At 49.1% G+C, this 17,244-nt stretch carries 16 protein-coding genes; 4 read left to right on the top strand and 12 right to left on the bottom strand.

Annotated features, from left to right (window positions below; all coding sequences use genetic code 11):
• Positions 1–168 (top strand): hypothetical protein, encoded by a 168-nt coding sequence (locus AC2A1E_RS05685; RefSeq protein WP_484382957.1) that lies wholly within the window; start codon positions 1–3, stop codon positions 166–168.
• 9 nt (positions 169–177) lie between these two features.
• Here the strand turns inward: AC2A1E_RS05685 and AC2A1E_RS05680 are convergent, their stop codons facing one another.
• The 12 genes from AC2A1E_RS05680 to AC2A1E_RS05625 all read right to left on the bottom strand — a co-directional run bounded on the left by AC2A1E_RS05680 (position 178) and on the right by AC2A1E_RS05625 (position 12,865).
• Positions 178–1,470 carry a TRAP transporter large permease gene (locus AC2A1E_RS05680; RefSeq protein ID WP_484382956.1) on the bottom strand — a complete coding sequence of 431 codons (1,293 nt, stop codon included), beginning with the start codon at positions 1,468–1,470 and terminating at the stop codon, positions 178–180.
• Positions 1,471–1,494: 24 nt separating this feature from the next.
• Positions 1,495–2,001, bottom strand: a complete 507-nt coding sequence (locus tag AC2A1E_RS05675) for a TRAP transporter small permease (protein ID WP_473189894.1) — start codon at positions 1,999–2,001, stop codon at positions 1,495–1,497.
• Between the two features lie 185 nt (positions 2,002–2,186).
• Positions 2,187–3,167 (bottom strand): TRAP transporter substrate-binding protein, encoded by a 981-nt coding sequence (locus tag AC2A1E_RS05670; protein ID WP_484382955.1) that lies wholly within the window; start codon positions 3,165–3,167, stop codon positions 2,187–2,189.
• Between the two features lie 723 nt (positions 3,168–3,890).
• Positions 3,891–4,814, bottom strand: coding sequence for a LysR substrate-binding domain-containing protein (locus AC2A1E_RS05665; RefSeq protein ID WP_484382954.1), 924 nt, complete (start codon positions 4,812–4,814; stop codon positions 3,891–3,893).
• 129 nt (positions 4,815–4,943) lie between these two features.
• The gene (locus AC2A1E_RS05660) at positions 4,944–5,564 is read right to left on the bottom strand and encodes a LuxR C-terminal-related transcriptional regulator (RefSeq protein ID WP_484382953.1); all 621 of its coding nucleotides are present in this window, start codon (positions 5,562–5,564) and stop codon (positions 4,944–4,946) included.
• A 69-nt stretch (positions 5,565–5,633) separates the two neighbouring features.
• Entirely contained in the window at positions 5,634–6,659 is a 1,026-nt protein-coding gene (locus tag AC2A1E_RS05655) for a hypothetical protein (RefSeq protein ID WP_484382952.1), read from the bottom strand.
• Positions 6,660–6,743: 84 nt separating this feature from the next.
• Complete coding sequence (locus tag AC2A1E_RS05650) at positions 6,744–7,265, bottom strand: fimbrial protein (protein ID WP_484382951.1); 522 nt, start codon at positions 7,263–7,265, stop codon at positions 6,744–6,746.
• 26 nt (positions 7,266–7,291) lie between these two features.
• Complete coding sequence (locus AC2A1E_RS05645) at positions 7,292–7,963, bottom strand: fimbrial biogenesis chaperone (protein ID WP_484382950.1); 672 nt, start codon at positions 7,961–7,963, stop codon at positions 7,292–7,294.
• On the bottom strand, positions 7,932–8,624 hold the full coding sequence (locus tag AC2A1E_RS05640; protein WP_484382949.1) for a pilus assembly protein: 693 nt from the start codon (positions 8,622–8,624) through the stop codon (positions 7,932–7,934). The genes AC2A1E_RS05645 and AC2A1E_RS05640 overlap by 32 nt, the downstream gene beginning before the upstream one ends.
• Positions 8,625–8,684: 60 nt before the next feature.
• The gene (locus AC2A1E_RS05635) at positions 8,685–10,805 is read right to left on the bottom strand and encodes a TcfC E-set like domain-containing protein (RefSeq protein ID WP_484382948.1); all 2,121 of its coding nucleotides are present in this window, start codon (positions 10,803–10,805) and stop codon (positions 8,685–8,687) included.
• 379 nt (positions 10,806–11,184) lie between these two features.
• A complete protein-coding gene (locus tag AC2A1E_RS05630) occupies positions 11,185–11,682 on the bottom strand; it encodes a CS1 type fimbrial major subunit (protein WP_484382947.1) in 498 nt (165 codons plus the stop codon).
• A 274-nt stretch (positions 11,683–11,956) separates the two neighbouring features.
• Positions 11,957–12,865 (bottom strand): LysR substrate-binding domain-containing protein, encoded by a 909-nt coding sequence (locus AC2A1E_RS05625; RefSeq protein WP_484382946.1) that lies wholly within the window; start codon positions 12,863–12,865, stop codon positions 11,957–11,959.
• Positions 12,866–13,313: 448 nt separating this feature from the next.
• Between AC2A1E_RS05625 and AC2A1E_RS05620 the strand changes: the two genes are divergently transcribed.
• From AC2A1E_RS05620 to AC2A1E_RS05610, 3 genes are all read left to right on the top strand, one after another.
• Positions 13,314–13,997, top strand: coding sequence for a FadR/GntR family transcriptional regulator (locus tag AC2A1E_RS05620; RefSeq protein WP_484382945.1), 684 nt, complete (start codon positions 13,314–13,316; stop codon positions 13,995–13,997).
• Between the two features lie 20 nt (positions 13,998–14,017).
• On the top strand, positions 14,018–15,622 hold the full coding sequence (locus AC2A1E_RS05615) for an ABC transporter substrate-binding protein (RefSeq protein WP_484382944.1): 1,605 nt from the start codon (positions 14,018–14,020) through the stop codon (positions 15,620–15,622).
• Positions 15,623–15,718: 96 nt separating this feature from the next.
• Positions 15,719–17,233 carry a carboxypeptidase M32 gene (locus AC2A1E_RS05610; protein WP_484382943.1) on the top strand — a complete coding sequence of 505 codons (1,515 nt, stop codon included), beginning with the start codon at positions 15,719–15,721 and terminating at the stop codon, positions 17,231–17,233.
• Positions 17,234–17,244: the final 11 nt, after the last annotated feature.

The raw sequence follows: 17,244 nt of genomic DNA, 5'->3' as shown, positions 1-17,244 counted from the left end.
GTGATGCTGCAAACCTGGTTGTTTCACGTCAGCCAGTGCAAGCAGGAACAACAAGCCGTGGTTGTTGCTGGGGCAGTTCAATGGAAAGAGACAGGGTTAAAAATTTTGCGGCCTAAAAACAAAAAAAGCCCGTTTTTCGGCAAAAACGGGCAAAGTCTAACAGCTTAATGGAAATCGTTATCCGGTATGGACACCAAACAGCTTAGGCAGGAACAGTGAGATCGCCGGAACATAAGTTACCAGCATCAGCACGCTAAGCAGGGCGATATAGAACGGGATCATGGCTTTTACCACGTGTTCTATCTTCTGCTTACTGACCGCACTGGCGACGAACAGCACTGAACCCACCGGCGGCGTAATCAGGCCGATGCCCAGGTTGACCAGCATGATCATACCGAAGTGCACCGGATCGATGCCCAGATTGATCGCCACCGGCAGCAGCACCGGCGTCAGGATCAGGATCAGCGGAGCCATATCCATCAAGGTGCCGATCAGCAGCAGCATGATGTTGATCCACATCAGGATCACATACTTGTTGTCGGAGATGGAGGTGAAGAACTCGGTGATCCGCGTCGGCAGCTGCATGTAGGTCATGATCGCACCGAAGCTGGCGGCAAAGCCAATCAGGATCATCACGATGGTGACGGTTTTCACCGTGCGGAACATCAGCTTGGGCAGTTCAGACCATTTGTAGTCACGATAAATGAACATGGTGACGAAGAATGACCACAGGCAGGCGATGGCAGCGGATTCGGTAGCGGTAAAGACACCGGAAAGGATCCCGCCCATGATGATGACCACCGTCATTAAGCCCCACAGGGTATCAACGAAGATCTTCAGCGCCTGACGGAACGGCACGCGTTCGCCTTTCGGGTAACCACGCTTGTGCGCGAAGCAGACGCACATCACCATCAGCGTCAGGCTCAGCAGCATGCCCGGCAGGATCCCGGCGATAAACAGCGAAGCGATGGAAACGGTGCCGCCGGTCGCCAGCGAGTAGATCACCGAGTTATGGCTTGGCGGTGTCAGAATCGCTTGTACCGATCCGCTGGCGGTGACCGCGGCGGCGAAATCGCGTGGGTACCCTTTTTTATCCATCTCCGGGATCATCACCGAGCCGATAGAGGCGGTATCCGCCACCGACGAACCGGAAATGGCACCAAAGAAGGTTGAGGCCACAATGTTGACCAGCGACAGACCACCGCGAATAAAGCCCACGAAGATATAAGCAAAGTTAACCAGGCGGCGGGCGATACCACCTTCCGCCATGATGGCTCCGGCCAGAATAAAGAACGGAATGGCCAGCAGCGAAAACTTGTTCACGCCGTTGGTGATCTGAATCATCACGGCTTCGAGCGGTAGATCGATCCAGAACGCCCCAGCGACGGCGCTGATACCAACGGCGTAGGCCACGGGGACACCAATGGCGAGCATCACGCCAAGGGTTAACAACAGAATCAATGCGTCCATAATTTACAGGCTCCTAGTGACCGCTTAGGAATTACCCAGCATAACCACCGGGCGGTGATTTTGCGGGCCAAAAAAGATTCGCTCAATAATGAACAGTAGCGTGATAAATGAACCGATTGGCAGCGGCAGGTAAGTTTCCCCTGCGGTTAACACCGGGAATTCAGCCACGGGTTGTTCCCACAGTTCCAGGCACAGGTTATAGCCGTAATAGAGAATAAACAGGCTGATCGCCAGCATCATCAGATCGGTAAGCACTGAGCAGACCTTTTTCATCGGCTCTGAAAGGCGATCAGTCATCATGCTGACCGCGATATGCGAGCAGGAACGGTAACTGACGGCGGCGCCAATAAAGGTAAAGGTCACCATACAGATAATGGCCACGGGTTCCGGCCACGACAGACCGGCGTTCAATACATAGCGGGCAAAAATACCGACGGGGATCACGGCGGTCATGACCAGCAGAGCAAGGCCAGAAAGCCAGATGGAACAACGGTAAAGGAAATCCATTAGCGATATATAAGAGTGAGACATGATAATCCCCTACATCCTAGTCAGGAAAAGTGGGGTGGATATACCCATCGCCCTTCAAGCCGCAGGGGTGTTGGCTGCCTTCGTTCACCCCAGTCACTTGGTTTACCAAGCTCCTGGGGCTTCTCTCAGTTGCCGCCTACCTGCAATTTGAAGTCGCTTGGGTATATTTTTCCACCCCTAGGCCATTATTTGACGGCTTCGATACGTTGAATCAGCTCTTGGTAATTCTTACCAAACTGGTCACGCACCGGTTGAGTGGCCTTGTAGAAATAATCGCGATCGATGGTCTGAATATTTACGCTGCCTGCCTTCATCTTATCCAGGGATTCCTGGTTATATTTGGCCCACAGTTCACGCTGTTCGGCCTGTGCTTCTTTCGCCAGTTTGAGAACCAACTGCTGATCTTCCGCAGACAGTTTGTTCCATTTGGTTTTGGAGTACAGGAACACTTCAGGGATGATCATGTGGCCGGTCAGGGTATAGTGTTTCGCTACCGGCATGTAGTTATGCGCCACATAGGTCGGCGGGTTATTTTCAGCACCGTCGATAACGCCGGTCTGCATGCCGCTGAACACTTCGCTCACGCCCATGCTGACCGCGTTGGCACCCATGGCTTTCAGCGTGGCAAGCGCAACCGGATTACCCTGAACGCGGATCTTCATGCCTTGCAGATCTTCCGGCTTGTTGATTGGGTTTTTGGTGATCATGTTGCGCGTACCGCCGTCCATCCAACCGAGGAAGACCATTTTTGACTTGGTGTTGTCGGTAATTTTCTGACCGATTTCCTGGCCGATTTCGCCGTCGAGCACTTTGTGCATGTGGTCTTCATCGCGGAAGACATAGGGCAGGGTAAAGACGTCGACCTCTGGCAGAATGGCGGCCACCGGCGACATGGAGACGCGGATGATATCAATCGCACCGATCTGCGCCTGTTCAATTTCCTGCTTTTCATCACCTAACACACCACCGGGGAAGGTTTTGATTTCCAAGCGGCCGTCGGTCGCCTGTTTTAACTTCTCACCCATATGCTGAACGGCGACAACGTTCGGGTAACCGGCAGGGTGAACATCTGCGGCTTTGATCTGCTGCGCGGCAATGGAAGAGTGGCTCATAAGCAACGTTGCCGACGTGAGGCAAAGGCTGAGTAGCGTCTTGGACAGTTTCATTGGGAGATCTCCAGAGGTGAGCTAAGGAACCTGGGGGATTCAGTGAATCAAAAGCCTGATGAAATGTGGCCCAGGTATCATTTTTAATCTGATATTGATCCGGCGTTATTTAGCCATGTTCAATAAGCCTGTTTGAGGCGTGAGCTGACCGTCAGACAATTAACGTCCATACAAATCAGTAGGTTTTTTAATGTGTTGCCAACTATGTCACAAGCCAATCAGATATCACACAAAGTAACTTATTATACAACTTTGTAAATTGAGTGACATCACAAAAGGGGAAAGTGGGTTTAAACGTTCGACTAATCAGGTTTTTCTAAAATAGAAACAATGTTTTATTTTATGTATTTGATAAATATGGGTTATTTATGATGTATCTGCTTTTGATAACCTATGGAGAGGTAAATAACTTGGTGGAAATGGTGTGATAACTTTGTGCGGCGTTATGCTTTCTGGTGTAACGGTAACAGTGTTAAGCCCTGTTTTATCGGTACTGTAGCGGGCACGCGGCGGGAACTTGGGGATTCGATATAGTCGGTGTAGACTTTAACGGCGTCGGTGGCGCCAATGCTGTTACTCTCCTCAGCTATATTGAAAGAGGTGACACTCAACGGTAAACAGGGGGCTATCGCTGACTTGGCACTTGGTCATTTGAGTCGAATGTTAAGGCTGGTTTGCTGTTGACGTACAGTTTCTCTGTTCTGCCTCTTGTGTGTCGTTGCTTTAGCGGCCCATTGGGTATCTTTTGCGCTCCCAGCGCAATTCATCCATAAGTGTTTTAGCCAAGAATGTCAGCGGTAAACGCTGAGAGTAGATAAAACTATAAGAAATATCCGGTAATGATTCTTTAATCGGTATCTTGCATAGGTTTTCATTTAAATAAGGCGCATTTAAAATTTCCTGGGGTGCCGCAGTCAAAAAATTTGCATTCAGAACCATTTGCAGAGCCATAAATAGGGTGTTTCCCCAGATGATATTATCGCTATTGTTATTGCTTTTTCCCTCAGGGAAGAGAATTTTACTGAGCTGGTTATAATAGCCAAATTTTGATGCCGGAAAATACCATTTGGCATTGTTCAACTCATTTAGTGAAGTACACTGGGCCAAGGCATGTTCACTATGCGCCAGTATGCTAAAGGGGGCGGAAAAGAAGGGTTCCTCAATAAATTCATTAAGTGCAATATCTGCGGAACTCTCCCCGATGGCGAAGTCCAGCTTTCCCATGCGTAATGCTGGCAATAGTTCAGAGAGTTGTCCCTCAATGAGATTGATATTGACCTGCGGAAATCGTTTTTGAAATTGCTGTATTGCACCAGGTATCATCGTAAATGATGGCAGAGATGAACTCCCTAGTGCCACCCTTCCCTTGGATGTATCACTGACTTGTTCTACTTCATTAACTGCCCGTTCAAGCTCTTTAAGAACTAACTGGATACGGGGTTCGAAAAGTTTGCCCGCTTCAGTAAGAAGTGCCCCACGAGCACCACGTACAACCAGTGTGGTACCTAGCATTTTTTCAAGCTCATTCATCGACCGAGTCAATGCTGGTTGACTCTGATTAAGGGCTTTGGCGGCAGCGCGAAAACTGCCGTGTTTTATAATCGAAAGGAATATTTGTAACTGATTGGGTTTCGGCAAGTGTATCATGTACGATTTATCCATTTAATTTAAAATACTTAATCCGTTCTCCTTAGAGAATTTTTTATTAAAAATTATTAAATTAATATTATGAGTAATGATTAATCAAAATAATGATAGGAATGTTTTGCTGCCTATTCATAATCTCCCTGCGTGAAGTGACAGTAACGGCTGTAGCGAGCGAATACCGAGTTTTGTTAACGCAGAGCGTTTATGGCAACTGACGGTCTTATAGTTTATTCGTAAGTCTCTGGCTATCTGGAGCGCAGCATCTCCTTTGAGTAATCGCTGTAATATCTCTAATTCACGTGATGAAAGTGGATTGCTAACCCAAGAAGTCTTCTGCTCCGAATGACTGACATCTTGGGATATGCTTAGAAGTTGCTCATGCAGTGCATTTATCGATAATGAGACATCCATAATGGCATGAACATTTTTTAGTTTTCTCAGGTAGTTCTTCAGTGATTCAATATTTAATAGATTGTTTAATATTAATACCTTACTGCCAGGATGAACTCTTGGTAGGAGATTGCTGATTATCTTTAACAGGAGCCCAGGCTCATAATTCTTGTAACTCAGCGTTAAAATCACGATGTCAATATTGTGCAGTTCGAACAAGAGCTCAGCACACTGGGTAAGCTCATCAACACTGGCCATCATTTCAATATTTTTAGACAACGCTGGGCTGTTTATTACGCCTTCCACCCCAGCGCGAATAAAGTGGCAATCGCATTGCAATACAATTTTTTTCTTTCTCATTACATATTCCTTAATGCAGTTATAATATAATTTAATTTTATTTGATGAAATGGCAAGTGAAATACACCATTATGCTTTTGGGGTGATAACAAAATTTAACATATCTGTATGCATGCCGGCATTAGTAGATACATTCTTAAAAAGGTTTATTTTAGGAGTCCAACACATCTCACTGCGTTTATCTATGCTGCTAGCCGTTTGCGAAAGAGTAATGTACTTGGCTGTTCCTGTCGGAAAGTCAAAGTTATTTCCTGGCACACCATCATTACTGCTCAACTGCAGGTTATAAAATAATTGACTGGTTCCCCCCTGCATCATAAAAAGATCACGTCCTCCTTGCAGACTGGTGCTATTGGTTATTCCCAGCGCATAAGCTTTATTTTTAACCCCTGCGGTAACGTAACTGACACATAGATTGTTACTGGCGATATTTTTAATTGAGGCGGTATAGCCTGTTCCGCTCGCCAACACGTTAGGTAAATCACCTACGTCTACCGTATTTATTTCCCAGACAGCAGATTTAATGTTAAATGCAGGCTCCGGCGGATTGATTTCTTCAATTGGCGGCAATGTTGGGGGGATAGCAGAGCCTTCATAACAGGAACTGGGGAATACCCATAATGGAGAAGACGACATCCCACCACTTACAGTCATATCCGTATAGCGAATAAATAGCGCCGGGTAAGCATTGTTCCCCGCTGTACTAAAATTGACAACAATGGATGAGTTTCCTTTGATCACCTTATTGTTCCCTGACGAGGTGCTGTCAAATCTGATTGATTTTGTACCAATACCACCTCGCACAGATGACCCTGTTGTCAAATGGCTGAAGTTTGCAACGGTGCTGGTATCTGGCCGTGGTTTGCCTTGTGCATTCAGTTCCGGCACATAAGCGGTAAAAGTATTATCCGTTGAGTCTGCACAATCGCTACATTTGCTGATGACCAAATCAAATTTAGCCTGCCATAAGTCGGGGCCAATATTGATGATATCGCAATTGCTAAACCCTGGAGAGTACTGAATGGCGAGGGCCGGGGTAACGAATAAAAATAGAGTGCTTGTTAGCAATCTGGATAGAGTTGATGTTGCTTGCATATATTTCCTTTTTAATTAATCAATCAGCATTGACTCGACTATTTCACTCGTACCAAACGCTGTTATATTTTGATGTTGTTTATTTCAAACCTTCACCTCAAACAGCAACACCAGTTTCCCCTGGTAATTGCCGGAAATATTCCGCCACTCCCCGATGGGTTGCCGCACAGAGACTGATAACAGATAGTTGCCTGTGGAGACGTCCTCGCTGGTGGGCGGTGCACTGAAGTCCGTTGGTATCATGCTCAGGGGGAGCAATGAGGCCGTGTTACCACCGAAAGAAACATGCTCAGTGGTAAATGTGAGTGACGCATTGGTTTCATGCGTCAGCACCAGCGGATTGACCAGCGATACCATAAAATGGCGTTCATTGCGGATGCTCACCTGAACCGGCACCTGCGTCTGATAGCGACGGGTATCACTGCCCGCACTGTTGTTCAGCATCAAGGTGTCGTACCAGCCACCGCCCGGTTTTTCTACCGTGATTTGCGGCTGATTGGTCAGGGTAATATTGACCGGGACCCCGCCGAGGGGAAGATTGGCTGCATTGATCCCGCCTCCCCATAGCAGCAAGGCTGTGCTTGTTACCTGTTGCCATAACGTCATATTATTTATCCCTTTATCATCTTTTTTCATGTGTCGCACTGTAGGCTAAAAGATTTGCCTTCCGCTTTGCCGCTCAGGCTCTTTGCCTCTATCCGATGCGGTGTGTCTGGATACACATTAACGTCATCCACGGTATTGCCATTCCGCTTCAGTTCGCTGAACTCCACCCGTACCGTGCCGGTGGCCTCCAGTCGAATTCCCGTTGTCTCACAGCGATGTTGCCAGGTGGCGACCGCCTTACTGGGTAACTGGCGTACCAGTCCATTGAACCCAAGACTGACCAACATCACATTGTTATGGGTTCCGCTGATGCTGGCCTTGTGTTGCGGTATCACCGCCAGGCGGTACACACGCTCTTTTTCAGGCCTTTTCAGAGCGGTTAATTGCACTTGTTTTTCTTGGCGTGGCCCCAGAGAGAGTTTGAAAGGGGTGGCGTACAGGTAAGGCTCTTTAATGAGCCCTACCGGTATCATCTGTTCGTCTTCTGGTGGCACTCCAGGGTTGGTGACTTGATACAACGTGATGTTGACAAACTCCGGTGCATCGCCGTTATTAGTGACCCGGACCACTGCCTGGTCGTCCCTCATTTCCATAACTTTCGGGTTGATATCGATCAGTGCCTGCGCCACTCCCCATGGCAGTGTGCATAACAGTAATCCTGCGGCCTTATGGGCAGTGCACGTCAAACGGTTGGCCATCGGCGTTTCCTTTCAGCGTTTTCACCGGGAACACCAACGGTGTGCCGGGGAACACTTTCTGCTCCGCTGGCATACTGCCTGCCGGGATAACCTGTAATTGATTAAACAACGTGTGCATATTCCCGGTTGCAGTCAGTTGCAGCCCGCTTGCCGTACATTGGTGGGCCCAACTACGGACTTGCGATCCAGAGGACGGCAGATGGTGGACCAGTACGCCATAGGCCACCCCAAAGGTAAGTGGGGCGCTGATTTTGTCCTTGTGCTCATTGCCAACCACTTTGATGCTGGAGATCGGAACGATATACAGTCGGTATAGGGTCTCCCTGGCTGGTACTTTCAGCGCTACCAGATTGATATCCCGTTTTTGACCGGGCCCCAGAGTCAGTTTGGCCGGGTTGGCCATCATCTCGGGCACGGCGATATCACCAAGGTTGGTTTTGCGTTCTGGGTTTTCACCGGGGTTTTCAATTCGTACCAGGTCAACTTTCAAGTACAGCGGCTTGTCGCCCAGGTTACTGACCTGTACGGTACGGGTCTGCTGACCTTCGACGGTGCTGCGTGCTGGCATCACCATCAACTGACCATCAGCTCGCGCCCCTTCGCCGAGTGCGAGGAGGCCCAGCGTCAAAGCAATGCGTAGTGGGTTTATCATCAATTTCATAGCGTTCTCGTTTGTATTCACTGTTTCTAATCGGGTAAATAGCGCTTGCTACTGTCTGTTTCAGTCAGCAACGCAAAGGTATCGTTTATCTTTTGGCTGGCTCAGATCACAGCGATAGCGCCCCTGCTTGCCAGTGACGGTGATTTCTTTGAGCAATGTCGAAGAGGCCACCGAGAACAGGCCGTTAGGGTAGACCGGATCGCCGGTTTCCTGCAGGGTGCCGCTGACCGGCGCCCCATGGCTGTCCACCAGAAAGCCGCTGTACAGCAGGTTCATCTCTATGTCGGCTTGCACCGGGTACACCTGCCCCGGATGGGCACGTATCACGTTGGCCGGTAGGCGGATATTCATGTCCATGTTGGCATCCACCGCCTGAGCCTGGGCAAAGATCACATCCTGGTAGCTGGCCAACGGCACCGCGTAAGTGCTGCCCCCTCCGACCGGGTTACCTTCTACCTTGAAACCGTATTTGGTATCGCCCAGTTTTGGGGTAGTCACCAACATCGCCGCGCCGCTTGGGCTGGTGCGCCCCAGGGCAATGCCGTCTTTACTGGCGGCGAGCATGCCGTTGTAGTTGAAGCTGCCGCTGGTGATATGGTCATCCACTCCCACACGCAGAGAAGTATCACCACGGGTACCACTGCGGCGGGCGTTCAGACCGACCGCATTGGTGCGGCCGATTTCGCTGAAGTCCACGCCCGCATAGGTGGTGCCAGTGCTGTCTTCAAACTCACGGCTATAACTGCCGCCGGTGTGCAGCTTGCCATTGTTGTAAGCGGCGTTTAGCGTGCCGGTATTGCGATCCAGCATGATGGTGGTGTTCAGATACAGCCCGTAGTTGTTGCTGCTGTTGTTATAGCCACCTTTTTGCACTCCGGTGGAAATCACCGCCCAAACTCCATTGCCACGCCAGTTCCAACTGCTTTGCCACTGATGGCGCTCGCTGTTGGCATAGCGGTTGTAGTTGTACCCCAATCGGGTGGGTCCAAACTGGCGGCTATAGCTAAACGTAGTGCTGTTGCTTGCCGGGTAGAATTCGGATACTGCCGTATTCTGATACTGCGAGGCGGTCAGGTAACCGAGTTGCTGGCTACCCGCGCTCAGGCTGGCATAGCCGCCGACACGTTTTTCACCGGCCATCAGGCCCATGGTTGGCGTTACTTCCACGTCCGCGACCTGCATGGGACGGGTGACGTTATGCTCCATTGCCCAAGTTTTGCCGCTGCCTTTAAGCAGTACGCTGCTGGCGGCGAACCAGTTGGTCTGGAAGTTGGCTCCGGTACTAAAGAGGTTCTTCTCTGTATCAAGCTCTTTACCCAACGTGACATACCAACCGGTGCTGCCACCGTAGTTGATATTGGCAATCTGCTGATTTTCGCTGCTGATCACCTGGCCGCTACGATTGACCAAGCGTACCTCGGTGCTGTAGAAGCCGCCGGGCAACTGGTTGTAGTCAATCTCGTTGCGGCCAATCACCGCAGGCAAGCGGCGGATCAACCGCCCATTGCGATAGAACTCGTAGTCGCCGTCGGTGGTGGCGAACAACACCATCTTGCCCGCGGACTGGTTATCGCGCTTCAGATTGTCCTGACTGCCCAAGGTGACAAACTGGTCGAAGCTCGGGTTGAGCGAGGTGCTGACGCTACCGGCGGCATTGTCGCGGCTATCTTGCCTGCCACTGCGCAGATAGGTGCTGGCAAAGTTCTTTTGTAGATACCAGGTACTGACCCCTTGGTCAGTGGTTCGGGTATCGAAGTTCTGGCTGTCGTTGTAGTACCAACTGAGGTAACCATAGCTCTGCGCTGGCAAGCCGAGGTAGCCCTGGCCATAAGCCGAGACGGCACGGTACTCATTGGAGGCGGTACGCACATCCAATGACTGATTGTGGATGAAGCCCATCATGGTCTGGGGCCGGACGTAACGCTGGTTACCATCGGATATGGTCAGCGACTGCTTGACCTTGTCCAGCGAGACGATTTGACCGTTGACGGTATAATCACAACCGTTGGGGCAGACCGCATAAGGGATCTGGGTCAGTACCTTGTTCAGTAGCGCTATCTGTTCGGCGGACACGCCGTTCCGCCGATAGAGCGCCTCATCAAAGGAGAGGCGATTTTGTTTAGCCGACCAACTGACCGGGCCCGGCAGGGGGGTGCTGTCGAGGGTAGTCAGGAATTGCATGGAGGAATCCTGTTCAGCCTCGGAAAACCCGGCGGGCACCTGATATTCGATCTGAGTTCCTTCAGCATAGGTAACAGCTGATGGAACCAGTAATAATAAACCTGTTGCCCATCCTGAAGTAACGTTAACCATGAGAGTCCGTTCCGTAAATAAGATAAATAATACTGCCAATGATTTATTAGCTAACCTGCTATTGTTCTGTTTATATTTCTCGTCGTATAAGGCAAAAATGAACCCCAGATATTACTCTTCATCAATAACTGACTTAATAGGGCTATTGGGGAATAACCCTATTTTATTTATATACTCTAAATAATTCGAGTTGCAGTAAGACGAGTATGCAAAAGCTGTTGATCAGATTTTCAAAACCAGAACCATTTTAGGCTTTTGGTTCGAACATCATGACTAGATCGCCTTGATACTGCCCATTGGTACTACCTGTGGCATTGGTTGGTGCCTTGGCGTTCACCTTCAGAATATAGGTGTTGTTGTAACCACCGGGTGCAGTCGTTGTCTGGGTGATTTTAACCGGTGTTCCCTGAACAATAGACTTACCTGCAAAGTTAACCGTCACGTTAGATAATTGAGCGCCATCGGTCCGGCTAATGGTCAATGGCTGAACCAGTGAAACGTTAACTTCAGTATCCGTAGTATAAATACGGACTGGCAGGTCATTGGACGCGAATTCGGTCTGGGTGTAATCCTTGGCGAACAATTCTTCTTTGTCATACCAGGTACTGCCGTCTGGCTTGGAAACAAAGATAGCATCGTTAATGGTAGCGATGATGGTGATTTCTTTTTTTACACCATCGGCAGCCTGTGCCATGCCGCTAGACAGAATAGCTGCGGCGATAACAGACAAAATGATTTTTTTCACTATTAATTTCCTTTTTTCAATTGTTATGACGTCCTTATCATTAAGAAACGTCCTCGTTAGTTGTTTTTATACAGAAAATTTCAATATTATCTGTAATTAGGTTCAGGAGCGTGCAATTGAAAATCGCTGTCCTCTTTGTCAGCATTTTTTCTGACGAGGTGAACTATAAGATTTTTCTAAATTCATGTGAAGACAACATTTGTCAATCGGTGATAACAAAAGCTGATAGATGATAAAAAATAAATCAAAATCAAAGCATTAAAATATAGTCAGGTTAATTTACACAATATATATTTATATCCCGTTTAAATTCGTCAATTAACCACTTTGATACTGGGGATAATGGGAATTTGTCTTGGTAAATCACGCAATATAGAGCGTTAGGTATTTTCTCCTGCACTTTGATAACTGTCAGTAAATCATTCATGCATGGGTCATTCAAGATAGCCTCTGGTGCCAGCGTCAGGTAATTCGCATTGACAGCCATATGTGTTCTGATTTGACCAGAGTCCCCCCTTAAAACAGGGTTATTACAGCCTTGGGAAAACAGGACAGCTTCAACTTGCTTTTGATAGCCAAACTGAGCGGATGGTAAGCACCAGTGAGCATCTTGCAGCTCAGAAATCGAGGTACAGTGCTCTAGTGGATGTCCTTTACGTGCAACAATGCAGAATGGGATAGTAAAAAGTGAATCTAGAGAAAATTCTTTTATTGATATATCGTCGGCAATAATGCCGATGGCAAAATCCAATTGTCCAGTTCGTAACGCAGGCAACAGCTCTGTCAGTTGCCCTTCAGTCAATTTAATCCTGGTTTTAGGAAAACGTTCTTGGAAACGTCTTACCGCTTCAGGTAAGACCGTGTAAATCAATGAGGATGAAAATCCGAGGGAAATAGTGCTGTCATTGAATTGAGTAATATGTTCAATCTCTTTGATACTGCTTTCAACATCTTTAATAATTTGCTGTACTCGGGTTTTGAAAACTTTTCCTATATCCGTCAGCGTAATTCCATTTGTTCCTCTTATAACCAGATCAACCCCCAGGAACTCCTCTAACTCTCTCAAACTTCGGGTTAAGGCAGGTTGTGATAAATGTAGTACAGCAGCAGCGGCGCGTATACTTCCCATATCTGTAACCGATTGGAAAACCAGCATTTGTTGTAACTTGGGGAGCTTTTTCATGAATTGCCTTATGATTTCGTCGGTATCTGACTTGTGCTCTGAACTTTCATAGCATCAAAGAAATAATAGTGGAGTACTCCACCCAGCGCTATTGGGGGGCCTGACAGATTTTCTTGCTGGGAGTACTTAGATCCGCGTTGTCGCCTTCCCGCAACTCAAATGACTTAGGGGATATCCGTCTCATCCTGAAATATTCATTCCCTATGGTTATTAATCATGTTTTATCCCGGTCTAAAAGCATCACTCTCTGTAGTTAACATATTTTTAACCAAGCCAATAAGAACCAATTATGATTTAATCTATTGAATTTAATGCAATAAATTGGGTTTCAATGTGTAAAAAAATCACGCACAGCAATAATTGACAAAAAAAATCCTATCCAGCATTTTCTAGATGCTAACAAGTCGAACCTGTCTGACCTGTTAGGCCAAATACTAAGGATCCTGTCGTGACGACCAAAATGTCTGTAGTGCAACAAGCCATTCAAGAGATTGAAACGCGGATTGGCGTGGGGGAATGGGCGGTGGGGCAGCGTCTGCCTTCACAGCATGAGCTGGCAAAAATGCTGGAACTCAGCCGCGCTTCACTGCGAGAAACGCTCAGTCATCTTGAGTCGCGAGGGTTGGTCAGTATCAAGCCAGGGAAAGGGGTGTATGTCACCGCGCGCTTACCCACGGAACAGCGGCAATGGGGGTTTGAAAACTACTCGTTTGCCGAGGTGATGACCATGCGCCAGCAGCTTGAAGGCTTTGCGGCTGCGCATGCTGCCGTAAACGCAGGGGCGGAAGAGATTGCTCTGTTGGAAGCCTCGATTGCCGATGCTTATCAGGCGGCAAAACAGGGCGATCTGCTGCTGGTTAAGCTGTGCGATCTGGATTTTCACGCTCAGATCATCCGTATTGCGGGTAATCGCCTGTTGCAAGAGATCATCAAACTGATCCGTCAACCCTATGAGCAGAGTAAAACCCCGCCGCACGGCAGTTTTGAGGATATGGAACCGGCGCTGGCGGAGCATAAGCGGATCTTTTTAGCCATAAAAATGGGTGAGCCTCATTTAGCGCGGACGGCAATGGAGTTGCATCTGCAAAATGCCGCCAGACGCGCCAACGTTCAACTCAGTGAGCCATTTTAATTAATTCTTCAGGAGCTATCATGATAAAGAAATTCACGTTGAGTGTCGGTGCCACGGTGTTGCTGATGGCGAGCATGGCGAATGCTGCCGAACCGGTAAAAACCCTGAAAGTCTGTACGGAAGCAAGCCCCGATGGCTTTGACTACTCCTTATATCATGCCAACTCCACGGCAGATGCCTCCTCCGAGGCACTGTATAATCGCCTGATTGATTTTAAACCCGGCACCACTGAACTCCGGCCTGCGCTGGCAGAAAGCTGGGAGATTAGCCCAGACGGTAAAACCTATACCTTCCATCTGCGCAAAGATGTGCAGTTCCATACCACGCCCTGGTTTACACCCACGCGTAATATGAATGCGGACGATGTGGTTTATAGCCTGCAACGCCAGATTGACCCGAATAATCCTTGGTACAAAACCGCCGTACAAGGTTGGTTTTATGCTCAGGCCATGGGATTTAAAGAGTTGATTAAATCCGTTGAGAGGGTGGATGACTCTACCGTGCGCATTGAATTAAATCGCCCTGAAGCACCGTTCTTGGCGGATTTAGCCATGGGCTTTACCTCAATACTTTCGCGTGAATATGCCACCCAGTTAGAAAAAGAAAATAAGCTGCGGGATATGGATGTGAAACCGGTTGGCACCGGGCCATTTGTGTTTAAACGCTATAGCAAAGATCAGATGGTGCGTTATGAGGCCAATCCCACCTATTTTCGCGGCAAGCCGAAAATCGATCAGCTGATTTTCAGTATTGCGCCCGATGCCTCCGTGCGTTTGCAGCGCCTGAAAGCGGGGGAGTGCGATATTATGCTGTATCCAAGCCCGCAGGATTGGCCAGCGCTTGAGGCCGACAGTAAATTTAATCTGATTAAAGGCCAGGCGCTGACCAGCTCTTATTTACAGGTGAATACTCAGAAGCCGCCGTTGGATAATAAGCTGGTGCGTCAGGCATTAGCCCTGGCGGTGGATCGTCCTAACCTGATTAAAGTGGTTACCGCCAATGCGGCATCATCAATGACCAACCCTTATCCTCCGTCGCAGTGGAGTTATAATACCGACATCAAACCGCTGGAGCTGAATATTGATAAAGCCAAGCAACTGCTGGCAGAAGCCGGGCACCCTAACGGATTTGATATGGACATTTGGGTGCGCCCGGGCACCAGCGGTTCTAACCCGAATCCTAAATTAACCGCCGAAATGTTGCAGGCCGACTTCAAGAAAATTGGCGTCAACGTCAATATCAAAACCATCGAGTGGGGCGAGTTGCTGCGCCGCGCACGTGACGGCGAACATACCTCGGTGGTATTGGGCTGGGCATCGGATAACGGCGATCCGGATAACTTCCTGTCAAACAATCTCTCCTGTTCAGGATTGGAAGATGGCAGTAATTTCTCGCGCTGGTGTGATAAACCCTTCGATCAATTGCTGAAAGATACTCGGGCAGAATCGGATATTGGCAAGCGCACGGAAATGTATAAACACGCACAGGTGATCTTCCAGGATAATTTACCCTGGATCCCACTCTTCCATCCGCTTAATGCGCTGGCAACCAATAAAAAAGTCACCGGGGTAGTGGCCAGCCCATTAACCTTAAATAATTATGCCGATGCGGATATTGCTAAATAATATTCGAGAATTTTCGCTGTAATTATTTAACACTGTTGATAAACCTCATCATCCTTATTTTATAAGGGTGATGAGGCCGCTATTTTGAGGAATATCATGAGCCATGCTCCATTAAAAGAGCAGGTCACTCGCCTGGGCGATCTGCTGAACGTGATTAATTTATTAAACTGGGATGCCAGCACCGGTATGCCAAATGGGGCCAGCATCCATCGTGGGCAACAAATTGCCACCCTGAGCAGCCTGGCACAAAATATGATTTTGTCCGATGAGTTGGCCTCGGCGCTGGCGCAGGAGAAGCAACTAGCGGGTTTAACCCTGCATCAGCAGCGATCGCATCAGGCGTTAGAGCAGGCGATCGCGCATTATAAAAAAGTCCCTGCCAGCCTGGTAATGGAGCAGGCGCAACTGGTGGCCGTCGCCGAAGTGGCCTGGCGCGAGGCGCGGGAGCAGAATAAATTCCACCTGTTCCAGCCCTATTTAGAGCAGATTGTTGCTTTAAAGCGCCGCTTTGCCGATGTCATCGGCTATGAAAACCACCCGTACGAAGCGCTGACGCATGAATATGAGCCCGGTTTAACCGTGCCTGCGCTGAAAACCCTGTTTGCCCAGTTGCAGGAGCGTTTATTACCGCTGGTGAAACGGGTGCATGCGGCAGCTAAACCCGATAATACCTTTTTACACCGCCACTTTCCGGTGGCGCAGCAGCGTGAGCTCTCTACTCAACTGGCAGCGATGATTGGTTATGATTTCCAACGTGGCCGCCTGGATACCACCACCCATCCGTTCGAAATATCTATTACTCGCGACGATGTGCGCATTACCACGCGCTTTAACCCGCAATTTATCAACGCTGGGTTATTTGGCACCCTGCATGAAGCGGGCCACGCCATTTATGAGCAGAATGTTTCCCCTGCCTTAAGCGGCACGGCACTCACGCTGGATCTGTTTGGCCTGTATGCGGTGGCCGGTGCCAGCTATGGCGTGCATGAGTCGCAGTCACGCCTGTGGGAAAACCGCGTGGGCCGCTCTCTGCCGTTCTGGCAAAACCATTACGCCACCTTGCAGAGCACCTTCCCCGGCGTGCTGGACGACATTTCGCTCGAGCAGTTCCATCGCGCGATTAACCGTTCGGAACCGAGCCTGATCCGCGTGGAAGCCGACGAGCTGACTTACGATTTCCACGTCATGCTGCGGGTTGAGATCGAGATGGGGCTGATCGACGGCAGCCTTAAGGTCAGCGACTTGCCGGGCTTTTGGGCAGAGAAAATCCAGGCCTATCTGGGGGTGAAACCCACTACGGATACCCAGGGGGTGTTGCAGGATATTCATTGGTCAAAAGGCATGATCGGCTCGTTCCCGACCTACACCCTTGGCAATGTGATGGGCTCACAGTTTATGGCCGCCGCTCTGGAGCAGCAGCCGTCATTAGCCACGGCATTGGCTCAGGGGAATTACGCTCCGCTCAAGCAGTGGCTGACGGAAAATATTCTGCAACATGGCCGCACCTATTTACCTCACGAGTTATTACAGCGCGCCACCGGTAAGGGCCTGGATGCCACGCCGTATCTGGACTATCTGGAGCAGAAATTTACCAAGCTGTACCCGTCATAATTCAAGCCGCA

It is taken from the genome of Serratia sp. HNCC26DJ206 (assembly GCF_057180605.1).
This window is presented reverse-complemented; position numbering and strand designations above follow the sequence as displayed.

Excerpts from the sequence above, each read along its gene's own strand:
- AC2A1E_RS05680 (WP_484382956.1), bottom strand. The coding sequence starts at position 1,470 with ATGGACGCATTGATTCTGTTGTTAACCCTTGGCGTGATGCTCGCCATT.
- AC2A1E_RS05675 (WP_473189894.1), bottom strand. The coding sequence starts at position 2,001 with ATGTCTCACTCTTATATATCGCTAATGGATTTCCTTTACCGTTGTTCC.
- AC2A1E_RS05670 (WP_484382955.1), bottom strand. The coding sequence starts at position 3,167 with ATGAAACTGTCCAAGACGCTACTCAGCCTTTGCCTCACGTCGGCAACG.
- AC2A1E_RS05665 (WP_484382954.1), bottom strand. The coding sequence starts at position 4,814 with ATGATACACTTGCCGAAACCCAATCAGTTACAAATATTCCTTTCGATT.
- AC2A1E_RS05660 (WP_484382953.1), bottom strand. The coding sequence starts at position 5,564 with ATGAGAAAGAAAAAAATTGTATTGCAATGCGATTGCCACTTTATTCGC.
- AC2A1E_RS05655 (WP_484382952.1), bottom strand. The coding sequence starts at position 6,659 with ATGCAAGCAACATCAACTCTATCCAGATTGCTAACAAGCACTCTATTT.
- AC2A1E_RS05650 (WP_484382951.1), bottom strand. The coding sequence starts at position 7,265 with ATGACGTTATGGCAACAGGTAACAAGCACAGCCTTGCTGCTATGGGGA.
- AC2A1E_RS05645 (WP_484382950.1), bottom strand. The coding sequence starts at position 7,963 with ATGGCCAACCGTTTGACGTGCACTGCCCATAAGGCCGCAGGATTACTG.
- AC2A1E_RS05640 (WP_484382949.1), bottom strand. The coding sequence starts at position 8,624 with ATGAAATTGATGATAAACCCACTACGCATTGCTTTGACGCTGGGCCTC.
- AC2A1E_RS05635 (WP_484382948.1), bottom strand. The coding sequence starts at position 10,805 with ATGCAATTCCTGACTACCCTCGACAGCACCCCCCTGCCGGGCCCGGTC.
- AC2A1E_RS05625 (WP_484382946.1), bottom strand. The coding sequence starts at position 12,865 with ATGAAAAAGCTCCCCAAGTTACAACAAATGCTGGTTTTCCAATCGGTT.
- AC2A1E_RS05615 (WP_484382944.1), top strand. The coding sequence starts at position 14,018 with ATGATAAAGAAATTCACGTTGAGTGTCGGTGCCACGGTGTTGCTGATG.
- AC2A1E_RS05610 (WP_484382943.1), top strand. The coding sequence starts at position 15,719 with ATGAGCCATGCTCCATTAAAAGAGCAGGTCACTCGCCTGGGCGATCTG.